The sequence below is a fragment of the Polymorphospora sp. A560 genome (assembly GCF_045781765.1).
Taxonomy (GTDB): domain Bacteria; phylum Actinomycetota; class Actinomycetes; order Mycobacteriales; family Micromonosporaceae; genus Polymorphospora; species Polymorphospora lycopeni.
In genome coordinates, this window is the sequence record NZ_CP122282.1 from 1,228,406 (window position 1) to 1,249,415 (window position 21,010).

The 21,010-nt window shown below is 67.7% G+C and carries 16 protein-coding genes and 3 pseudogenes; 5 read left to right on the plus strand and 14 right to left on the minus strand.

Annotation, left to right across the window (positions count from 1 at the left end; all coding sequences use genetic code 11):
- Positions 1-295: 295 nt before the first annotated feature.
- Positions 296-6,109 (plus strand): RHS repeat-associated core domain-containing protein, encoded by a 5,814-nt coding sequence (locus tag QCD66_RS05745; protein ID WP_357517088.1) that lies wholly within the window; start codon positions 296-298, stop codon positions 6,107-6,109.
- A 734-nt stretch (positions 6,110-6,843) separates the two neighbouring features.
- Here QCD66_RS05745 and QCD66_RS05750 read toward each other — a convergent pair.
- The 8 genes and pseudogenes from QCD66_RS05750 to QCD66_RS05785 all read right to left on the minus strand — a co-directional run bounded on the left by QCD66_RS05750 (position 6,844) and on the right by QCD66_RS05785 (position 13,251).
- Positions 6,844-7,077, minus strand: a complete 234-nt coding sequence (locus QCD66_RS05750) for a hypothetical protein (protein WP_357517090.1) — start codon at positions 7,075-7,077, stop codon at positions 6,844-6,846.
- Between the two features lie 151 nt (positions 7,078-7,228).
- Positions 7,229-8,491 (minus strand): IS701 family transposase, encoded by a 1,263-nt coding sequence (locus QCD66_RS05755; protein WP_407567031.1) that lies wholly within the window; start codon positions 8,489-8,491, stop codon positions 7,229-7,231.
- Between the two features lie 87 nt (positions 8,492-8,578).
- Positions 8,579-9,037 (minus strand): SitI3 family protein, encoded by a 459-nt coding sequence (locus QCD66_RS05760; protein ID WP_357517093.1) that lies wholly within the window; start codon positions 9,035-9,037, stop codon positions 8,579-8,581.
- A gap of 12 nt (positions 9,038-9,049) precedes the next feature.
- A pseudogene (locus QCD66_RS05765) lies at positions 9,050-9,320 on the minus strand (hypothetical protein); the annotation flags it as partial.
- Between the two features lie 261 nt (positions 9,321-9,581).
- On the minus strand, positions 9,582-10,202 hold the full coding sequence (locus tag QCD66_RS05770) for a response regulator (RefSeq protein WP_407567032.1): 621 nt from the start codon (positions 10,200-10,202) through the stop codon (positions 9,582-9,584).
- Entirely contained in the window at positions 10,199-11,551 is a 1,353-nt protein-coding gene (locus QCD66_RS05775; protein WP_375733077.1) for an ATP-binding protein, read from the minus strand. Before QCD66_RS05775 ends, QCD66_RS05770 begins: the two co-directional genes overlap by 4 nt.
- The gene (locus QCD66_RS05780; RefSeq protein WP_375733076.1) at positions 11,552-12,316 is read right to left on the minus strand and encodes an ABC transporter permease; all 765 of its coding nucleotides are present in this window, start codon (positions 12,314-12,316) and stop codon (positions 11,552-11,554) included.
- Positions 12,316-13,251 carry an ABC transporter ATP-binding protein gene (locus QCD66_RS05785; protein ID WP_375733075.1) on the minus strand — a complete coding sequence of 312 codons (936 nt, stop codon included), beginning with the start codon at positions 13,249-13,251 and terminating at the stop codon, positions 12,316-12,318. Before QCD66_RS05785 ends, QCD66_RS05780 begins: the two co-directional genes overlap by 1 nt.
- A 269-nt stretch (positions 13,252-13,520) precedes the next feature.
- Here QCD66_RS05785 and QCD66_RS05790 point away from each other — a divergent pair, with 269 nt between their 5' ends.
- Positions 13,521-14,063 carry a dihydrofolate reductase family protein gene (locus QCD66_RS05790; RefSeq protein ID WP_375733074.1) on the plus strand — a complete coding sequence of 181 codons (543 nt, stop codon included), beginning with the start codon at positions 13,521-13,523 and terminating at the stop codon, positions 14,061-14,063.
- A gap of 383 nt (positions 14,064-14,446) precedes the next feature.
- Here QCD66_RS05790 and QCD66_RS05795 read toward each other — a convergent pair whose 3' ends face one another.
- Positions 14,447-14,662 carry a hypothetical protein gene (locus tag QCD66_RS05795; RefSeq protein WP_375733073.1) on the minus strand — a complete coding sequence of 72 codons (216 nt, stop codon included), beginning with the start codon at positions 14,660-14,662 and terminating at the stop codon, positions 14,447-14,449.
- Positions 14,663-14,701: 39 nt separating this feature from the next.
- On the minus strand, positions 14,702-15,736 hold the full coding sequence (locus QCD66_RS05800) for a LacI family DNA-binding transcriptional regulator (RefSeq protein ID WP_375733072.1): 1,035 nt from the start codon (positions 15,734-15,736) through the stop codon (positions 14,702-14,704).
- 180 nt (positions 15,737-15,916) lie between these two features.
- Here QCD66_RS05800 and QCD66_RS05805 point away from each other — a divergent pair, with 180 nt between their 5' ends.
- Complete coding sequence (locus tag QCD66_RS05805; protein ID WP_375733071.1) at positions 15,917-17,098, plus strand: MFS transporter; 1,182 nt, start codon at positions 15,917-15,919, stop codon at positions 17,096-17,098.
- A gap of 122 nt (positions 17,099-17,220) precedes the next feature.
- Positions 17,221-17,496: pseudogene (locus tag QCD66_RS05810) on the plus strand (aldo/keto reductase); the annotation flags it as partial.
- A 29-nt stretch (positions 17,497-17,525) separates the two neighbouring features.
- Here QCD66_RS05810 and QCD66_RS05815 read toward each other — a convergent pair.
- From QCD66_RS05815 to QCD66_RS05830, 4 genes and pseudogenes are all read right to left on the minus strand, one after another.
- A complete protein-coding gene (locus QCD66_RS05815) occupies positions 17,526-17,657 on the minus strand; it encodes a hypothetical protein (RefSeq protein WP_407567033.1) in 132 nt (43 codons plus the stop codon).
- On the minus strand, positions 17,654-17,911 hold the full coding sequence (locus tag QCD66_RS05820) for a hypothetical protein (protein ID WP_375733070.1): 258 nt from the start codon (positions 17,909-17,911) through the stop codon (positions 17,654-17,656). Before QCD66_RS05820 ends, QCD66_RS05815 begins: the two co-directional genes overlap by 4 nt.
- A gap of 121 nt (positions 17,912-18,032) precedes the next feature.
- On the minus strand, positions 18,033-18,428 hold the full coding sequence (locus QCD66_RS05825; RefSeq protein WP_407567237.1) for a contact-dependent growth inhibition system immunity protein: 396 nt from the start codon (positions 18,426-18,428) through the stop codon (positions 18,033-18,035).
- 66 nt (positions 18,429-18,494) lie between these two features.
- Positions 18,495-18,839: pseudogene (locus tag QCD66_RS05830) on the minus strand (cyclic-phosphate processing receiver domain-containing protein); the annotation flags it as partial.
- A gap of 984 nt (positions 18,840-19,823) precedes the next feature.
- On the opposite strand from QCD66_RS05830, the gene QCD66_RS05835 reads away from it, so the two are divergent.
- Positions 19,824-20,708: a replication-relaxation family protein gene (locus tag QCD66_RS05835; RefSeq protein ID WP_375733069.1), complete on the plus strand. Its 885-nt coding sequence runs from the start codon at positions 19,824-19,826 to the stop codon at positions 20,706-20,708.
- The last annotated feature ends 302 nt before the right edge of the window (positions 20,709-21,010 follow it).

The following is a 21,010-nucleotide window of genomic DNA, read 5'->3' on the forward strand; positions in this document are numbered from 1 at the left end:
CCTCGCGACGACCCTGTTGCAGGCCCCGGCGTCGGCTCGGCCAAACGACGTGTCGGTGAGACCCCAGGCCCGGCCGGTGCCGACGGTGCCGGTCAAGGAAGTCGCGACCGCCATCCCGGAACCGGCCACGCGGATGCGGCGTGCGAGCGAGAAACCGGCTCCGGTCTGGCCGTCAGCCGCGACGGCTGTAGCCGAGTTGGGCACCGGCACGGCGGTCGCGTCGACGAGGGTTGGCGGCCTGCCGGTACAGGTGGCAGGCGCCAGGTCCGGCACGACGCCCCCGCGGCAGGTGCGGGTGGAGACTCTGGACCGGAAGGCCACCGAGCGGGCGGGGATCCGAGGAGTTCTGCTCCGGGTCGGGCCGGCCGACCCGGGTGCCGAGGCCGGTGCCGCCCTCCGGCGGACCGAGGTGCGATTGGCGGTCGACTATTCGTCGTTCGCCACCACGTACGGTGCGGACTGGGCCACCAGGTTGCGGTTGATGGCATTGCCGGAGTGCGCCTTGACCACCCCGGGGCGGCGCGACTGTGCCGGGACGTCGCTGGGCTCCCGTAACGATCTGGCTGCCCGGACGCTCTCCGCCGAACTGCCGCTGGATGCCGCCGGCACGCTGGTGGCGGTGATGGCAGACTCCTCCGGTCCTGCCGGTGACTACTCGGCGTCCCCGCTGCAGCCGTCGTCGACCTGGTCGGTCGGGGGCAACACCGGTTCCCTCACCTGGTCGTACCCGATGCGGGTGCCGCCGACCCCAGGTGAATTGGAGCCGGACCTCGCGTTCGGCTACTCGTCACAGTCCGTGGACGGACGGCACGCGGCGTCGAACAACCAACCGTCCTGGGTCGGGGAAGGGTTCGAGTTCTGGCCGGGCGGCTACATCGAGCGGCGGTATCGCTCGTGCGCCAAGGACACCGGGGGGAACAACACCACCAAGACCTACGACCTGTGCTGGGAAACCGACAACGCCACGCTCCATCTCGACGGCTTCTCCGGCGAGCTGCTCTACAACGCGACCGAGGGCAGGTGGCGCCTACGCACCGACGACGGGTCCCGGATCGTCCGGCACACCGGCGCGGCCAACGGTGACCAGCAGGGCGAGTACTGGGTTCTCACCACCACCGACGGTACGCAGTATCGATTCGGCTCCAACCGGTTGCCGGGTTGGACCTCCGGCGACCCGGTCACGAACTCGGCGTGGAACGCCCCCGTGTTCGGCAACGACGTCGGTGAACCGTGCCGGCAGTCCTCGTTCGCGGATTCCTCCTGCTCCCGAACGTGGCGATGGAACCTGGAGCACGTCGTCAACCTCAACGGTGACTCGATGTCGTTCTGGTATACGAAGGAGACGAACAAGTACGGCCGGAACAGGACTGCGGGCGACGCGGTCTCCTACGACCGTGGCGGCTACCTGACCCGGATCGACTATGGCACCCGGCAGGTCTCCGGCCGTGATTCGGCACTGGACGACGGTGCGTCGGCAAGGGTGGTCTTCACCGTAACGGACCGGTGCCTGAGCGGATGTGCCACCAAGGACGAGTTGCACTGGCCGGACACCCCGTGGGACATGGAATGCACCGGCTCGACCTGCGTGGACAAGTTCAGCCCGACCTTCTGGTCCAGCAAGCGGCTGGGGCAGGTCACCACGCAGGTTCGCGACGGGAGTGGGTTCAGTAACGTCGAGCGGTGGCGGCTCACCCACGGATTCCCGGACCCAGGCGACACCACGCGCGCCGGGCTATGGCTGGAAAAGATCTCCCACGAGGGCTTGGTCGGGAACACGACGACGCTTCCGGACGTCGAGTTCACCGGGGTCCAGTTGCCGAACCGGGTCGACACCATCGACTTCGCGGCGGCGATGAACTGGTGGCGGATCGCCCGGATCCGCAACGAGACCGGCGGCACGATCAACGTCACCTACTCCGGACCGGACTGCGTTGCCGGTAGCACTCCCACAGTGCAGACCAATACCAAGCGGTGTTATCCGGCGATCTGGACGCCGGAAGGCTATCCATCAGCGGTGACCGACTGGTTCCACAAGTACGTCGTCACCCGGATCTACGAAATCGACCACACCGGCGGGGCGCCACCGTTCGGCAGCCCGCGGACGGTGTACTCGTACAGCTATCACGACGGCGCCGCCTGGCGTTACACCGATGACGACGGGCTTGTCGACAAAGGTGAGAAGACGTGGTCGGTGTTCCGCGGCTACGGCCGGGTCGGGGTTACCGTCGGTGATCCCGGTGAGCAGACCTACACCGAAACCCGGTACTTCCGGGGCATGCACGGGGACCGTGCCGCCCCAGCCGGTGGCACGAAGAGTGTCAGCGTGGACGGTATCGCCGACGAGGACTGGTACTCGGGCATGACCCGCGAGGTCAAGGTCTTCAATGGGCCGGACGGCGCGGTCGTCTCCCGCGAGGTCAGTGATCCCTGGGCGTCGGCGGCGACCGCCACCCGAACGGTCAACGGCGACACCGTGACCGCACGGTACGTCCGCGTCGGAACCAGCCGGAACTACACCACGCTGGACGGTGGCCGGGGCGAGCGGGTCACCCGGACAACCACCAGTTACGACACCCTCGGCATGCCGACCCAGGTGGACGACTTCGGTGTGGAGGGCACCGGTGGCGACGAACGGTGCACCAAAACCGACTACATCCGCCACGACGACAACTGGCTCATGGACCGTATCCTGCGCACCCGCGACTTCGCCGTGGCGTGCTCCAGCAGCGGCGGAACCCTGACCGACGCCGACGTCATCGGTGAAACCCGCACCTTCTACGACAACGCGGCCTATGGGACGCTACCGGCAATCAACAGCGAGGTTCGTGGTCTGCCGACCCGAACCGACGTGATGTCGGCGTGGAATGCCGGCACTCCCGCCTTCGTGACCAAAGCCCGGATCGGGTACGACAGCCACGGCCGGGCCACGTCGAACTGGGACGCCATGAACTACCTGACGACCACCACCTACACGCCGGCGTCGGGCGGGCTGGCCACCCAGGTGACCGTCAAGAACCCGAGGAATCACGAGACCACCAAGACCCTTGTCCCGGCCTGGGGTGTGGAGAGCAGCATCCTAGACCCGAACGGCAAGCGGACGGATCTGACGTACGACGGGCTCGGCCGGATCACCGCGACATGGCTGCCCAACCGGGACAAGGCCACCCAGTCGGCAAACATGACCTTTGCCTACACTGTCCGCAACAACGCGCCCACCGTGGTCGCCACCTCGAAGCTCAATGCCCAGGGCGATTATGTCACCAGCTACGAGCTGTTCGACGGCCTGTTGCGGGCGCGGCAGACCCAGACGTCGTCCCCGTCGGGCGGTCGGCTTATCACCGAGACGTTTTACGACACCGCCGGGCGGCAGGTACGCAAGTACGACTCCTATCACACCACCGGTAGCCCAGGCACCACCCTGGTCGGCGCGGTCGACGGCGCCCACGTCCACACCCAGACACGGGTCGAGTACGACGGCGTCGGCCGCCACACCGCGTCGATCTTCCAGCCGTACGACGCCGAACGGTGGCGCACCTCCGTCCACTATGGTGGAGACCGGGAGGATGTCACCCCGCCGCAAGGCGGTACCGCGACCTCGACGGTCATCGACGCCCGGGGCAACCGGGTGGAGTTGCGCCGCTACCAGGGCGCGAACCCGACCCCCGGCGTCAACGGATCCTGGGACACCACCACCTACACCTTCAACCGCAAGAACCAGCTGACCGGACTCACCGACGCCGCCGGCAACTCCTGGACCTACACCTACGACATCCGCGGGCGGCAGATCCAGGTCGACGATCCCGACAGTGGGACCACCGTCTACACCTACGACAACGCCGACCGGATGACCACCAGCACCGATGCCCGCGGCCGGAAGCTCGCCTACCGGTACGACCAACTCAACCGGAAAATCGGAGTGCACGAGAACAGCACCGGCGGGGTGCTCCGGGCGGAATGGCAGTACGACACCCTAGCCAAGGGACATCTCACGCGGAGTATCCGTGAGACCGACGGTCTCGCCTACCAGATCGAGTATCTCGGCTACACCGATCTCTACCAGGAAACCGGGGTGAAGTACGACATCCCAACCACGGAGCCCGGGATCGGTGGCGCGTACATATACGAGAAGACCTGGAACATCGACGGCAGTCTCGGCGCCGTCACGCTGCCCAACACCAACAGCGACCTTCCGGCGGAGAGCCTGCTCTATGGGTACGACGTGCTCGGACTGCCCACCACGCTCAGCCGGGTTTCGGGAAGCACGACCAGCACCTACGTGGTGGACACCGACTACAACGCGCTGGGACTGGTCGAGAACGTCGAGCTGTTCACCGGTAGCGGCGCCCGGGTCTGGCGGGGTTACGACCGGGAATTGGAAACCGGACGGATCACCGATTTCCTGACCACCCGCGACGCGGTCACCCCGGTCGTCCTGACCGATCTGCAGTACAGCTACGACGACGCCGGAAACATCACCAGGATCGCCGACGAGGCCCCCGATCCAGTCGACGACACCCAGTGCTTCGCGTACGACCACCTGCGGCAGTTGCGGGAAGCCTGGACCCCCAACAGTGGAGACTGTGCGGCCGTCCGCTCGGTGACCGCGCTGGGCGGCCCCGCTCCCTACTGGCACTCCTGGACGGTCGACGCCATCGGAAACCGGACCAGTCAGACCGTCCACACTACTTCCGGCGACCAGGTCACCACCTACACCTACCCTGCTTCGGGAACCGCGCGGCCCCATGCCCTGGCCTCCACCGCCGGTGCTCAGGTCGGCTCCTACACCTACGACAATTCGGGCAACACGCTGACCCGACCTACCGGCACCGGCGGCACCCAGACCCTGACCTGGGATCATGAGGGACGCCTAGAGACGAGTACCGACTCCACCGGCGAAACCAGCTACCTCTACGACGCCGACGGCAACCGGCTCATCCGCCGCGACCCCGCCGGCACCACCCTCTACCTGCCGGGCCAGGACGTCCGCTACAGCACCGCCACCAATCAGACCTCCTGTACCCGCTACTACACCCACGCCGGTCAGGCCATCGCATCCCGCACCACGACAGGTCTGACCTGGCTCGTCGAGGACCATCAGCGCACCGCGCAGGTGGCTGTGGACGCCGCCACGGGCACGGTCACCACTCGACGGCAGACTCCGTACGGAGCGGCCCGCGGCAGCGCATCGGGTTGGCCGAACGACCGAGGCTTCGTCGGCGGCACGATCGACAACACGGGATTGGTGCAACTCGGGGCCCGTGCGTACGACCCGGTGATCGGCCGCTTCATCAGTGTCGACCCGCTGCAGGACCACGACGATCCGATCCAGTGGCACGGCTATGCCTATGCCAACAACTCGCCGATCTCGTTCAGCGACCCGGACGGTCTGAAGCCGCTCCTCACCGACAGCCGCCAAGGCGACGAGGAGCACTACCGCAAGACCGGCGAGAGGTTCGTCTACGAGTACGGCCGGTGGGTGCTCAAGAAAACCGGGACGAGCGGTGGGCGCCCCGAGAGGAAGCCGCAGGTATTCCGTTGTGACCACGCGACGACCTGCACCATCCGCGGCCAGAGCAAGGACGTCGAGGAGGTCATCTACGAGTGCAACTCGCCGGGCTCGTGCATCATCGAGAATCGTGGTCGTGGTGCCGCAGCGGTGTACAACTGCAACGTGCCTGAGGCGTGTCACGTCGACGCCGACTGCCGGAACGATGGGGGGAACTGTCTGCGCGATCCCTCGTCGGTCGACGGCGCTCTACAGTGTCGAGTCAAGGGTGCCTGCATCTTCTTCCGGTACGTGCCGAAGTATCCCGAGGGGATAGGAACCTTGGATCCGGACGACTACTGGGCGGACGTACGGAGCGAGCTAAGTTCTACCGTCACGATCGGTACGGGCCTCGGAGTCTTTCTCGGGGGGGGGATCGGATTCTCCCTCGGGGGTCCTACGGGGCTCGGGGCAGGTATTGCGGCCGGAACTGTTGTGGGGGCCGGCCTCGGGTTTGGCTGGGGCGCTTGGTATTCGGTCTATGACAAATGGCAGAAGCGGGACCAGTACCGTCCTCCAGCAATCTGGGTGACGTCCGAAAAGCAGGAGATTGGGCGGATGTAGAGTCTAACGCTGCTGGGTCGGTGGCGGCCCAAAGGGTGGGCTCCGGTGACGCGGGGCCGGTGACGTAGAGAGATGCGTGAGGGCCGGGTTCCACCGAGTTGTTAGTTTGCTCTAGGTGGGGCCCGGGCGTCCGGAGTCCGTTTCGATTGGGTATTGGGGTATCAGTCGTTTGGTTGCGGTCGAATGGCAAGGTGCTCACACGGCAGGTGATTTCCGCTGCGTGGGCGCCGAAACGTCAACCAGTTGGGCGGGTCTGGGCGTGCGCGGCGGGACCGGTTGCCGCTGGGGTGGGATGTCAAGCCTCCTGTAGTATGTGAGGATGTAGGTGTGTCGATACTCATGGTGGCAAGTTCGTTTTTTCTGGGCGGCGGTTTGATCGGGGCGGGTCTCGTCGTGATTCTGACCGGTGGGGCGCCACTTTTTCCCGCTCGGAGGCGGGAGTTCGGAGCCATGCTCCTACTTTCCGGGTCGGGCGTTACCCTGATGCAGGTCTCGGCAATCAGTAGCGGTGTAGTAGCACTACTCTCCGGACTCGCCGGAGCCGGCTGCATCCTTTTGGGTGGGTCGTGGGCGATTACCTACATCCTTTCGTACTGGCGTAAGGATCAAAGGCGAAGCCCGCGCGGCTGATGTCGCGCACCCGTGTTGTTCCTACGCTCGAAGTCGGAGGCGCGGCGTTGTTCTGCTGATCTGCCATGCCGCAGGCAAGGATCGCCATTGGCGTCGGGAGTGGGTCACTCCTCGACGATGACCGGCATCGGGTCGCCCTGCCTGGCCTTCTCCATGCGTTCCGGTGTCCAGAACTCGCGGATGTCCTGGGGAGACGTGTCCACCCGGTGTACGTCGACCTGCCCGCCCGTACCCGGAAACCCGAGGACGGCGATCAGCGCGACCGCGGCGGCTGCCAGGGCCCCGACGAAGCCCATGGCCAGGAGGGCCGTCCGCCGTCTGTTGCCACGGTGAGTCACGCGAACTCCATCCTGGCGAGCGGGCAGGAGACAGCATCGATCCTAGTAGTGCTTTGTTAGGTTGTGTTGTGGTATGGGCGGTTGCAGGTGTGGCAGGCGCCGGCCATGACGGTGAGGAGTTGTTGTATTTGCCGGAGTACGGCGTAGAGGGTCAGGCCGGCGCATGTGCTTTTGGGTCGAGGCGGAGCAGGGTGCAGAAGGCCTGGGCCAGGACGGTGAGGGTGACGTGGCGGTGCCAGCCTGTGTGGCTGCGGCCTTCGAAGTGGTCGATGCCGAGGCCGGTCTTGAGTTCGCGGTAGTCGTGTTCGACGCGCCAGCGGAGTTTTGCGAGTTGGACGAGGGTTTTCAGCGGGGTGCGTTGGTCGAGGTTGGATAGCCAGTACTTGACGGGTTCGTTGGTTCCGGGTGGCCATTCGGCGATCAGCCAGCTGTCGGGCAGGCTGCCGTCGTCGGCGCGGGGGATGTCGCGGTTGGCGGGGCGGACGCGTATGCGTAGGAAGTGGGAGCGCATCGCCGCGTCGGGGTTGGTGGGGGTGGGGCGGCTGCCGTGGCGCCAGGTGACTGGCCGGACCCGGCGGCGGCCGGCGGCCAGAGCGAGAGCCTTGAGGGTGGCCGGTGGGTTCGGGTAGGCGGGGCGGGGTGGACGGCCCCGACCTGTGTAGATGGGGGTGGCAGGGGTCGCGTCGCCGGGGTGGGCGGTCGCGGTCGGGTCGACCTGGACCACATAGGCCATGCCGCGTTCGGCGAGTCCGAGCCGGAACAGGGTGCAGTCGCCGTAGCCGGAGTCCGCCGTGACCGGCAGTTTCGGTAGCCCCCATTCGTCGGTCATCTCGTCGAGCATGTCCAGCGCGAGGCGCCATTTCTCCCGGTGGCGTATGTCGTCGCCGATACCGGCCCGTTCCCGCTTGCGCCGCACCTCGGCGGCGTGCTGCGGGTCGGTGATCGTGGTGTCGTCCCACGAGGCGGGGCAGAACAGCCGCCAGTTCGGGGCCACCGAGGCGGTGTCGGTGGCCAGGTGGACACTGACCCCGATCTGGCAGTTGCCGGTCTTGCCCAGGGTGCCGGAGTACTGCCGGGCCACACACGGCGACGCGGTGCCGTCTTTCGGGAACCCGGAATCGTCGATCACATAGGCGGCCGGGTCGACCGCCTCGACCGCCCACCGCGCCACGTTCGCCCGCACCATCCGGTGGTCCCAGGTCGAGGAGGTGATGAACTGCTGCAACCCCTGATGATCGACACCGAGACGCTCCGCCATCGGCTGCATCGACTTACGCTGCCCATCGGTCAACAGGCCACGCACGTACAACTCGCCCTTGACCCGCTGGTCCGACCGCCGGACCGCACCGTCCAACATCCGCGCGGTGAACTCGACCAACCGCGGCCGCAACCGCGCCAACTCACCAGACTCCACACCACCAATCCACCACGATCAGCCGGAAGAGTCACGCAACGACACACCACAACCTAACAAAGCACTACTAGGTGTGGAACTCCGGTCCTATTCAGACGGGTGAGGAATGAACTTGTCGGCGTCGTAGGTCGTCCACCATGACTGCCTGCTCTTGCGGATCGCGCCGTTGACGCGCGTCAGTAGCAGCCAGTTGCCGTTCAGGACCAGTGCGGTGTCCTCGGGCCGGCCGGCCAGGATCCTTGCCATGGCTGCCACCATGTTCGGAGTCCCTTTCTCCGATGGGTCGTTCTTGGCCATCCGGAAGCTGACGTTGACGTAAGTTTCCGGTTCCCATTCCCAGTCGGAGCCGTCGTCCTCGGCGTCGTAGTAGCCGTTCCGGCCCGCGTAGACGCTGACCGCGTACCCGTACCGGTCGTACAGGTCGGCGGTGAACAGGCGGGGTGCGTCGGGCGACGCGGGCGCTTCGGTGGCTTCCGGGGCAGCCAGGGCGGCCACCTGCTCCAGAGGGATGTCCCCTTCGAGGGTCAGTCGGTATTCGATAGCCACGTCTGCCGGTCCTTAATATCGCCTGACGAACTTTAGCGTGGCGCCACCTCGGGTGAGCGCTGACAGTTCTTTGAGGTTCGGTATCGGCCAGTCGTCGAACTGCTTCTGGAGGGCCCCGAGGTCGCCGCGCCAGTCCTCTAGATTCAGAACGACGCGCTGGGTCTGCCGGCTGTCGATCTTATCGCGGACTTCGGACCAAACGCCGCGAGGAGGTTTGGTGGGCTTGGGGGGAGTAGCAGTCGAAGACGTGCCCCTCAATCAGACAATCCGGATCCTTGTCCGGGGTCGTCCAGGCGGGTGAAGGTGGTCAGGTCGGGGCAGGAGAAAGGTAGTAGCGTCAGGCACGTCGAGGTCTTCCGGATGGGTGGTGTGAGACTCCCGCCATCGGAAGACCTCGACTCTCATCCAGCGAGCGACGCGCCAGCAACCTCTACACCCCGTCTGCGACGAGCCGCACTCCCGCGACCCAGCGAACGTCGTCGTCCATTCCAATCTCGATGCCGCTCGCGACGGTCCTGCCGTGCGGTGGCCAGCAGCGGAGGCGTCATGTGAGCAGGCGACGGCGGTAGCCCTCGGCCACCGCCGAGGCTCGATCACGAACGCCGAGTTTGTCGTAGATGTGTTGCAGATGGGTCTTGATGCTCGCTTCGCCGATGAACAACGCTGTAGCGGCCTCTCGATTCGAGTTGCCGTTCGCGACCAATTGCAGTACCTGCTTCTCTCGATCGGTCAGTGTGCCGGCGCCGGGCCTCCGAACCTGCCCCATAAGGTGCTGCGTCACCGACGGCGCGAGTACCGACTCTCCACGCGCGGCTGCACGGACGGCTCGCGTCAGTTCGTCGGGCAGAGCATCCTTCAGGAGATAGCCGATCGCACCCGCCTCGATCGCCGGCAGTACGTCGCTCTCGCTGTCGAAGGTGGTCAGGATCAGCACTCGGACACTCGGGGCCTGCTCGCGCAGGGCCGCGGTCGCGGCGACGCCGTCCATCCCGGGCATTCGAAGGTCCATGAGCACGACATCCGCTGCCAGCAGCTTCGCACGTTCGATGCCCTCGGCGCCGTCCCCGGCCTCACCGACCACAACGATGTCCTCGGCGTCCGCAAAGGTGTCGCGAAGACCGCCCCTCACGATCGGATGGTCGTCGACAATTACCAGTCGAATCATCGGTCGATCTCCCCCTTTGCTCCCGTGCCCTCGGGGGCGATCGCCGGAACGCGCGCACTGACGGATGTCCCTTCACCCGGTGCACTCTGCACCACTACGTGACCGCCGACCCCTCTGATGCGCTGGCGCATGCTCGTCAGGCCGAAGCCGGTGCCGGCCCCTTTCGCGAACCCGCGTCCATCATCCCGCACGTCCAACAGCACCTCGGCGCCCGTGTACGACAGCGTGACACCGACGCGCGAGGCATCCGCGTGCTTCGCCACGTTGGTCAGCGACTCCTGCGCGACCCGGAAGAGCGACACCTCGATCGCCGGGCTCAGTGGCTCTCGGGTGCCGGTGACCTCCACCTGCGCGCTGATCCCCTGGTCCTCCGACCATCGCTCGGTCAACGTGCGCAGCGCGTCGGGGAGGTGCGCTCGCCCGAGTTCCCGGGGAGCGAGCGCCTGCACGGACCGTCTGGCCTCGGTCAGACTGCTGCGCGCGAGCCGAAGTGCACGCGCGACATGCTCTTCCGTCTCGCCCTGCACACTCGCGGAACGCTCCGCTGCCTGGAGCTGTGTGATGATGCCAGCGAGACCCTGGGCCAGCGTGTCGTGGATTTCGCTGGCCAATCGCTGCCGCTCGTCCTGCGCCCCGGATTCGCGGGCCTGGGCGACCAGTTGCGCATGGAGCCCGGCGTTCTCGTGCAGTGCCGCCTCGAGTCGCTCGACGAGTTCCTCCCGCTTGCGTTCCTCTGGTTCGCTGCGCGCCGTCAGCAGGATGCCCACCCCGATCGCCGCAGTCTGCACGGTGACGATCAGGATGAACTCCGCGAGCCTGTCCGGGGTCGGGTCGGCCCACACGCGCATCGCCGAGCCGTTGAGGGCAACGGAGGTGGCAAGGACTCCGAGTACCCCCAACGGCCAGGGCCTGAGCAGGTACGCGTGGAAGAAGCCCGCGATGGTGAAGACGAGGAAGATATCGGAGTACGTCATGAGGGTGACGCTCAGCGCCAGCAGCCCGACGAAGAAGATGCCCGCCGACACGGGCCGGAGCGTCCTTCTCTTGATGGGCAACGTGTGACCGAACAGCACCCACAGCACCGAGACCGCGACCAGCCCGAGGACGGACAGGCCCTCGGGCCTGAAGCGCTCACCGGAGGCCGGAAGCGCCCACGAGAAGTAGATAGCCGTCGAGATCGTCAGCAGCAGCCACGGTGTGATCAACTGCAGAAGGTCCCAGACCCGCAGCTGCTCCTCTTTCCAGGCCAACCGGGAGCGATTCGCGATGTCCGCCTCTTCCGCGATGGCGGATTCGTGCGTCCCGAAGCTCGGGCGCTCACCGGCCCCGGCATCCCGCGTCATCGACATCTACTCCCAGCGGAAGAGCTTAGCGGCGACCGCGCTCGCGGTCACCGCGATACCCGCCATAACGGCGATCTGCAGCCAGAAGGGCTGCCCACCGGCGGTGGCGGTGACCTCGCCCGCTTCGGCGGACCACGCCGCGGTGAGAGCCTGCAGCCCGGGCGGTATGACTTCGCCGACCTCGCGCAGCACGTCGGGCATGAGGGCGCGGGGCAGGAAGGCTCCGCCGAAGAACATCAGCGCAACGAACAGGAGGGTACCGACCTGGTTCGCGGCACTGCTCGTGCGGACCACGGCCGCGGAAATCATGCCGAGCCCGAGCAGTGCCGCATAGCCGACGATGAAGGCGACGACGAACTCCAGGGGTCGCTCGGGCGGCGCGATATCCAGCACCGCCCACGCGAGGAAGGCCATGAGCGCCGCGGAGACGACCACGGAGGCGAACGCGACAATCATCTGCGCGAGCAGGACACTCCGCGGATGCGCGGGAGTGGTCGACAGCCTGCGCAGGATGCCGCGCTCACGATACGTCGAGATCACCGACGGGACGTGCTGCACGGCGATCATCACCATCCCGAACACCAGTGCGGTCGGCGCCCAGATGTCGATGGCCCGCAGCCCGCCGGTTTCCGGCGACGACTCTCTGAGCGCCGGGATGGCACCCAGCCCGAGCAGGAGTCCCGCCGGGAACAGCACACCGAAGACGACGGTGGCAGAGTCTCGAAGGAAGAGTCTCGTCTCGACCTTGACCATCTTCCGGAAAGCACGCATCAGTCAACGCTCCTCTTGGCGGTTTCCGGGAACTCCGGAGCGCGTCCCGTGAAGGCCACGAACGCGTCGTCGAGGCTGCGCTGGTCGACGCGGAGATCCTCCGCCACGACCTGCACCCTGGCGAGAGCCCCTGCGACGCTGCTCAGAAGCTGTCCCCTGCCGGTGACCAGCCAGCGGCCCTCGGTGATCTCGACATTGATCACGTCGGGAAGGTCGGTCAGGACACGCTTGTCCAGCGGTTGACTCACGCGGAACCGGACCTGCTGCACCGCGCTCGACTGCGCGATCAGCCCTGCGGGCGTATCCACTGCGGCAACCCGGCCACCATCGATGACGGCGATCCGGTCGCTGAGGCGCTCCGCTTCATCCATGAAGTGCGTGACAAGGAGGATCGTGACGCCCGTGTCACGAACCCGCTCAATGAGGCTCCAGGTGTCGCGCCTTGCCTGCGGGTCCAGTCCCGTCGTGAGCTCGTCGAGAATCGCGATTTTCGGATTGCCGACCAGCGCGAGCGCGATCGAAAGCCGCTGTTTCTGCCCGCCTGAGAGAGCCTTGTACTTCGTGTTGCGCTTCTCGGTGAGACCAAGGCGTTCCATGAGCTCGCGCCAGTCGGCGGGGTTCCGGTAGAAGGAACTGTAGAGCTCGAGGGCTTCGGCGACCTTGATCGCGTCTGGGAAGCTGCTTTCCTGCAGTTGCACGCCGAGTCGCTCACGCACCTCCGCCCGGTCCTTGATCGGGTCGAGTCCCAGTACGGAAATCGAGCCCGAGTCGGGCGTTCGCAGGCCGGCGATGCTCTCGACGGTTGTCGTCTTGCCAGCGCCATTGGGCCCGATGATGCCGAAGACCTCCCCCTCCTCAACGGTGAAAGAGACGTCGTCGACGGCCACGTGCTGCCCGTAGCGCTTGTGCAGATTTCGTACCTCCAACGCGGTCATGCTGCGAAGTTACGGACGCACCACACCCCGCCAGATCGACCGCAGCGTCTGCGCTCGGGTTGATTCGCGCCTCCACCGATCGGTGGATCTACAGCACCTTGCGGAGCGCCCGAAGCCCTGTTGTCGGCGTACAGGTTGGGCTGCCCAGCCGCGTACACCTGAACGAGTCTGCGGTGACCACAAACGATTACCGGGTTGGTCACGCAGCCCGGGACTGGGGACGACCCATATGATTCGGCCCCGGGCCTCAGAATCCTTGGAGAAGACGCATGAGCGATGTGAGCACCGGCACCGGCAAAGTGGTCGTGAACAGGGCGATGTCGCTGGACGGGTTCATCGCCGGTCCTGGCCACGCGATGGACTGGATCTTCGAGTACCTGACCGCGGATACGTTCCCGGAGGTCATGGCGGCCACGGGTGCCATGCTCGTCGGCCGGGGCACGTACGAGGTCGCCAAGCGTATGGCCGACCAGGACACCCCCTACGACGGGGGAGGACAGTTCGTCCTCACCCACGAGCCTCCCGACGAGCCGGACCCTACCGTCACGTTCCTCACCTGTGACATCGAGGAAGCCGTCGCCACGGCACGCAGCGCCGCGGGCGGCAAGAACCTGGAGATCCTCGGTGCTGACGTGGCCGCCCAGTGCCTGCAGCGCGGGCTCGTCGACGAGATCCTGGTGTATGTCCTACCGGTCCTGCTCGGCGACGGTGTCCGCTTCTCGCCCCCAAGCCTCGACAGGATCGACCTGGAACCTTTCAGCAACACCCAGTCGGGCGCCGTCACAATGCTCCGCTTCCACGTGCGAAAGTAGGCGCAGCCCTCCAGCAGCTGACACCAGCACGCAGCGGACACCCTGACGTCTGGTTCTCTGACCAGAAACGTTGACGGACGCGGCGCACCTTGTCGGCCGGCAGGCGCCGACCGTTAACAGGTACGCCGATGCTGCGGTCATCGCCGACCATCTGGCGGGCAAGGCTCCGCAGCGATGTGGGTGCAGCACCGAACAGCGTGACCGCATCGTGCGGCAGTACCTGGCGGTGCTCGACCGGCCGGACTGGTGTGACACGGTCCCGCAACTCCCGCGAGGCCGTCTTGGCCGCGATCGTCTACCTGGTCCAGGCCGGCTGCTTCTGGCCCAAACTGCCCGTGATCCTGTTCGGGTGGGGTCGTTCTGGTGTCTGAGGTGGCTCAGGCTCACTCACCGGCTCGCACCGCGACCGCGCCCGGCTGTATCCAGTCCGCGAGTCGGTGCAGGCCACGGGCGGTGCGGCACCGGGCGCCGGCGAGCAGCGGACGCGGCCGGTGGCGGCCCGGCGCGGGTCCGGGCCGGACGGGCGCGTCCGGGTGGGCAGACTCGACCTGACGGCGTACCGCCTGGAGCGCCAGTTGTGCTCCCGCGGGCATCTCCATGCTCTGCTTCCCTCCAGTGAGATCCGCACCCGCACAGGGTCAAGCCGGTGGGCCGGTCGAGGTGCGTACGACGATGGTGGTGTCCAACAGCAGGACGGTCGGTGCCGGTGCCTCGGCGAGCAGCATCCTGATCGCCTCGGCGCCCTTGTCCGCGTGCGGCTGGCGCACGGTGGTGAGGGCCGGGGTCGATGTGGCGGCCGCCGGTATGTCGTCGAAGCCGACCACCGAAAGTTGTCCGGGCACGTTGATGCCCCGTTCGGCGGCGGCGGTCACCGCGCCGAGCGCGAGCCGGTCGCTCATCGCGAGGATCGCGGAGGGGGGGTCGGGCGTCTCGAACAGGCTCGCGGCGGCCTCCGCGCCGTGCGACTCCTCGACGCCGGCCGCGACGGCGACCGCCACCGTGCCGCCGTCGTGCACCACTGGGGCCAGGGCGTCCCGGTAGCCGGCGAGACGTGCCCGGTTGGCGACGTACCGGGTCGGCGCGGCGAGTCCCGCCGCGACCAGGCCGGGCCGCGAGTCCGGCGCCAGCGGAAAGGTGATCACGCCGAACCGGCGGTGGCCCAGTGCGACGAGATGGTCCGCCGCCATCCGCGCCGCGGCACGGTCGTCGATACCGACGTACGGCTGCCCTTCGGCGACCGGGGCGTCGAGGCCGACGACCGGGAGCCGGCGGGCCTGCAGCAGTTCCCGCCGGGCGGGCTCGAGCGGATCGCAGAACGCGACGAAGCCGTCGACCAGCGCGGCCGAGACGACGTCCGGACGCCCTGGCTCGGCGCGTGGCACCAGCACCAGGGAGGAGCCATGCTCGCCGCAGGCGCGGGCCACGCCCGCCATGGTGAGCTGCGCCGCGACGTCCTCGAACAGATACTGCAACGGCTCATGCACGATGAGGCCGACCGCGCCGGTGCGCCCCCGCCGAAAGGTGTTGGCCAGCGGGTCCGGCCCCGGGTAACCGGCCTCGCGAGCGGCGGCGAGTATCTTCTCGCGCAGTTGCGGGCTGAGCTGGTCCGGCCGGTTGAAGGCGTTGCTGATCGTCGCCTGGCTCACTCCCAGCGAGCGGGCGAGGTCCGACATTCGGAGACGTGATTCAGTAGCCACCAGAGGACTCTCCGTGTTGTGGCCTTGTTCTGATGCGTATAAGTTTATCGCAGAGCATCGATCAGGAGGGCCATGCGCGGCAGGACGTTTCCCGACCGGCGCACGCCGACGTCCGCCCGCGCTGGGCGTGACCGGCGGAGGATCCGGCGCAGCCGGATGCTCACCGACTGGGTCACCCCTGCGTCCGCCTTCGCGGTGAACGGCGCGCTGTACGGCAGCCTGCTGACCCGGTACCCGGAGATCGCCGGCAGGGTCTCGGCCAGCGAGACCGAGTTCGGCGTCGTCCTGTTCGCCTCCGCTCTCGGCGGGCTGCTCGGTTCCCTGGTCGCGCCGGCGCTGGTGCGGTCCGGCGGCGAACTAGGGGCGACCCTCGCCGCGGGGCTCGGGTACACGGTGTTCGCAGTCTCCGTCGCCTGGGCGCCGGAACTACTCATCCTCGGCGCCGCGATGCTGGTGCTGGGCCTTCTGGACGGTGTCCATGACGTCGCGATGAACACCTACGCGGTACGCACCCAGCAGCGGGTGGGTACCGCGCTGATGGGACGGATGCACGCGACCTGGTCGCTGTCGCTGGCTGGCGCGGGCCTACTCGGTGCCGGCGCCGCCGGCCTCGGCGTACCCGTGGTCGTCCACATTGCGTTGGTGGCCGCCGTCGCCCTGCTCGTCCAGTTGGTGCTCGCGCTGCGGCGGCGGCGCTACCTGTTCGGCTCCGGGCACGCAGCCGTGAAACCCGAACCAGCCGGCCCGCGACCACCGCGTCCGATCGGTGCGGTCCGGCTCCGGCACGTCCTGCCCGTACTGGGGCTGGCCGCGCTGGCGGCCAGCTATGTGGAGAGTCCCGGCCAGGAGTGGACGGCACTGCTGCTCAACCGTGGGTTCCAGGCGGACCCAGGGGTCGCCGCGATCGCCCCCGTACTGTTCGGCGTGGGTCTCGTGGCCTCCCGTCTGTCGCTGGACGGGATCCTGCGACGGGTCGGCGCCCGTACGGTCGCCGCGGTCAGCGGCGTCGTCATGGCCCTCTCCATGTGTGCGGGTCTCCTGGTCGCTGCCGTCGGCGGGCCGCTGTGGTGGGCGCTTGCCGCCGTGGCCGTGGCCGGGCTGGGCGCGGGGCCCGTGTTCCCGCTGCTCTTCGCCGCCGCCGACTACCTGTCGGTGCAGCACGGCCTGCCGGCGGCGTGGACGGCCTCGATCGTGTCGGCGCTGTCTCGGATCGGGGCGATCTCGGCACCGGTCGTGGTGGGGCCGCTCACGGAGACGTTTGGCATGGCGATGGTCTTCGCGGTCATGGCGGCCGGTGGCTGCGTCGTACTGCTGGCATTGCCCAGGGCGGTGCGATGAGGGCGGTTGCGGACCGCGGTGCACCGGCACGGTCGAACGGCTGAGGTACGGCCATCCGTCGCATCGCGATCAAGGTGGTTTCGGCATGAGATACGCCCGGCTCGGCTCGACCCGCCCTGCACCTGGCCGAGCAGAACGGGTGGACCCGGTTCGTCAGCATGCAGAACTACTACAACCTGATCTATCGAGAGGAGGAACGGGAGATGTTGCCGCTCTGCCGCGACCGGGGGATCGGTGTACTGCCGTGGAGCCCGCTGGCACGCGGCAAACTCGCCCGTGCGCGGGATACCGAGACCCGGCGCACCGCCGACGACGAGTTCGGGCATGGCCTCTACGCCAGAAGTGAGCAGGCCGACCGCGCGGTGGCGGCGCGGCTGGCCGAGATCGCGAAGGAGCGCGTCTGCACTCCAGGGCGAGGAAAGATCGTTCAGCGGGGTGGGTTGTCGGCGCCGGGCGGGTGGGAGGTCCGCGCGCGGTCCCGGGTGGCGCCGATCAGCTTTCCGACGAGCCCGGCGAGGCCGGCGGCGCCGAGTGCGTCGTGTGCCTGTCGGACGGTCACTCGAGGGCGTGGGCCGGTGTCCGCGGGTGGAGCAGGGCGATCCACCGGACGATCCGGTCGGAGTCCCGGGTCAGCAGGTCCAGTGCGTTTGCCGGGGTGTTGTGGTTGCGTGCCGTCCATACCCGTACCGGCCGGATCTCGTCGGCGGCCAGCTCCCGCAACCGGCCGGCGGACGTCGTCGTGGACCTCGCTTCGAGGACGCGGCGGTACCCGGCCATCCGTTCGGCGTGCCCGCGGATGATGCGCTCGCTCACGCCACCATGATCGTGGAGGTCGGCCGAGTTGGTTGCCCTGGCGTGGCTGCCGTGCTCGGCTTTGTCGACGTGCCTCCGACCATCCCGCGATCCGCGCCCGTCGTGCGCGATGGCACGGGGCTCACGGGCTTTCGAGAGCCGGGAGAAGGTCGGTGGTCAACCATTTCGGTGGATCGGCGATCGCGTCGATGACGGCGTGAAGGCGCTGGAGCAGGTCGGTGTGTGCAGCCCAGAAATTGGGGCCGCTGCGGAGCACGGCGCGTAACAGGTCGCCCTCGTACATGTCGCCCTCGGCCATGGGATCGTTCTGCAGCACGTCGAGCGCTATCGGAACGAGGTGGAAGAGCCCCACCCGCTGCGATATGAGCAGCCGGAGATCTTCGACGGTGAGCTCACCAATCGGCTTCCTGCGGAGTTCATGTGCGGTCGCCACCAGCCGGGTGGCCCCGTCGGGCGCCTCACCCCAGTGGTGACCTTCGAGGTTCTCCAGGGAACGGGTCGGATCGACTGTCGCCACCGGGCCTCCTTGAGGTCTGCCCGGCCGCCGAGGGACTGGCTGAGACTCGTTCAGTGCCGACTCGCCCAGGTAGCCGACGTCCGCCGAGCCGGGCACGACTCGGACGTGGTAGCCCCAGTGCCGGAGGGCCTGTGCCATCTTCGCGCTGCCGGCCGGGTTGGCGGAGTGGATGTTGATGACGCCGATGTCGTACCGGTGTTCTTCGAAGGCGGCCCGTTCCAGGATCTCCACGACGGGCCAGATCGTGTCGTCCTCGCCGAGGTCGTGATCGAGCCACAACTCGTCCAGTCGTTGGTCCTGGTAGCGGCCGAGTAGTGCGGCTCCGGCTGCGCTGGTGCGGGCCACCTCGGCGTGCCGGCCGTCGACAAACGAGCGTAGATCGTCGATGAGGATGATCCTGGCGGTGGTCACCGGATCATGATGCCTCGCATCTCCGGGGGTGCCATGACGGGCGTACCGAAATATGCCGCAACTGGGCGACCTGCCCGGGTGTTCGGTCCGACGATCACCGCCTTGGTGAGGGCGAGATCGCCTCATGCCCGGGCGCCCCGGTACGTCAGCACGGAATTGGTTTCCCGCGCAGGCGTGTACGTCGATGGACTCGTCGGGTGAGTACCGAAGACCCGCGCGATGCTGCCGGCGAAAAGCCTTGACAGGGGCACATTGGTCGAGCGGTACTGGATGAACGTTCCCCGTGCGGCGGTCTCGTTCGCCGGGCCATATGGTCGATGGGTGGGCGCTCCGTTGGGGCGCCCGCAGTCGTTGTGGCCCGTCGTGAGCGGGTCGTCGACCCGGTGTCGATCGAGTCATGGGAGGCCACACCATGAAGGACCTTTTTCCGGCGGGTTGAGCCGGTAGGCACACCGCCGCGCGACCGCCTGCGCGTGCCCTGTCCTCGGCCGTCGCTGATCCGGGTGGTACGCCGCCCGCTCGCCTCGCCTATCGCCCGAGCCCCTTTCGTCCATGGCCGTGTCGGTCATGGTCGCGGTAGGTGCTGACCTTCTCTCTCCAGCCGTCCCCGAACGGGGACGACGCGTTCGTTGACAGTTCCACAGTGGATGACGCCCGTCGGGCGTCCCGTTCTGGTGCCGCCATAGGGGCGGCACCGGTCGTATCTTCTCGTCGAAGGAGTTCCGTTGTTCTCCCAGGTGTTTCCTGCCGCTGCCGGGTTCGGTGGCGGTGACAGATCCCCGCTTGACCGTCGTTCGAGGGTCAGGCTTGCCGTCAGGGTTGATGTCAGTCTTGGAGCGGACCCCCGGACTGACCCCCTGTTCCTTCTCACAGCGCAGGTCGACGCGGTTGTCAGCGCCTCCGGCTGGTCCTGCGACAGACCCTGCTGGTCTCGGGTCTCTCCCCCTGGGGAGCCCCACAGGCGTCGGCTGGGGGTGGTGGCTCGTGGATGATCCGATCCTGCGGGTGCAGTCCCAGGTGACCGCCCGGGACCGGGTGTTGCTGGGCTGGTTGTACGACCACGGGGTGCTGACCTCGTTCCAGCTCGCCCACGCCCTGTTCCCGTCGTTGGACTTCTGTCAGCGCCGGCTGCGCAAGCTGCACGGGTTGGGACTGGTGGCCCGGTTCCGGCCGCAGCGTCCCGACGGTGGCTCGTACCCGTACCACTATGTCCTGGACCAGCGCGGTGCCGAGGTCGTCGCCGCGTACCGGGATGAGCGTGCGCCGAGGCGGGACCACGCACGGGCGCAGCGGCGGCGGTGGACGTCGAGCCATAGCCTCGAGCACCGCCTCGGGGTGAACGGCTTCTTCACCGACCTGGCCGGCTACGCCCGTACCCACCCCGGCGCGGAGTTGGTGGAGTGGCTGCCGGAGGCGGCGTGCCTGCGTTCCGGTGCGTTCACCAGCCCGGGCGACCCTGGATTGGTGCGGGCGTATCAGCCGCGGGTTCGTCCGGATGGGTTCGGCCGGTGGGTCGAGGACGGTGTGGTGGTGCCGTTCTTCGTCGAGTACGACACCGGTGGCGAGCCGCTGTCGGTGCTGGTCGACAAGCTGGCCGGGTATCGAGATTTGTTCGACACGATCGGGCGGATGTGGCCGGTGCTGTTCTGGCTGCACTCGGCCGCCCGGGAGCGGAACCTGCGCCGTCTGCTGGCCGAGGCGCCGCTGCTGCCGGTCGCTACCGGTGCCCGCGACCACGCGACCTTGGCGGGACTGTGCCCGGCTGAGGCCGTCTGGGCGGCGCCTGGCGATGTGGGGGAGCGGCGGCGGCTGGTCGACCTGGCCGGCTACGTCGTCGGACTCCACGACCACCCGGAGGAGCCGGCATGAGCCGCGCGCCTCGGCGCCGCACCACGAGTCTGTTCCGCTGGCACCGGTCTGTCAGCGCTTCGGCGGTGGCGACTGACAGATCGGTGAGAGGACCGAATCGCCCTGTCAGTGATAGGGGAGAGGTATCGTCCGCGCTTCCCGTCGTCCGGTCCACGGCCTGGTCCCGGTCCGCTCCCGTAGCGGTCCGGGACCGGGGCGCTGGGACCGGCCGTCAGATGCAGGACCGGTCCGCTTCCGACCGGCGCGTGCCGGGGATGCTCTGGTCCGGGGAGGTGGTCCGTCACGGCCGCCTCGACATCTGA

Bases quoted from the DNA above. Each gene is read 5' to 3' on its own strand.
- QCD66_RS05770 (WP_407567032.1), bottom strand. From the start codon at position 10,202: ATGATTCGACTGGTAATTGTCGACGACCATCCGATCGTGAGGGGCGGT.
- QCD66_RS05775 (WP_375733077.1), bottom strand. From the start codon at position 11,551: ATGTCGATGACGCGGGATGCCGGGGCCGGTGAGCGCCCGAGCTTCGGG.
- QCD66_RS05780 (WP_375733076.1), bottom strand. From the start codon at position 12,316: ATGCGTGCTTTCCGGAAGATGGTCAAGGTCGAGACGAGACTCTTCCTT.
- QCD66_RS05785 (WP_375733075.1), bottom strand. From the start codon at position 13,251: ATGACCGCGTTGGAGGTACGAAATCTGCACAAGCGCTACGGGCAGCAC.
- QCD66_RS05790 (WP_375733074.1), top strand. From the start codon at position 13,521: ATGAGCGATGTGAGCACCGGCACCGGCAAAGTGGTCGTGAACAGGGCG.
- QCD66_RS05795 (WP_375733073.1), bottom strand. From the start codon at position 14,662: ATGGAGATGCCCGCGGGAGCACAACTGGCGCTCCAGGCGGTACGCCGT.
- QCD66_RS05800 (WP_375733072.1), bottom strand. From the start codon at position 15,736: ATGTCGGACCTCGCCCGCTCGCTGGGAGTGAGCCAGGCGACGATCAGC.
- QCD66_RS05805 (WP_375733071.1), top strand. From the start codon at position 15,917: ATGCTCACCGACTGGGTCACCCCTGCGTCCGCCTTCGCGGTGAACGGC.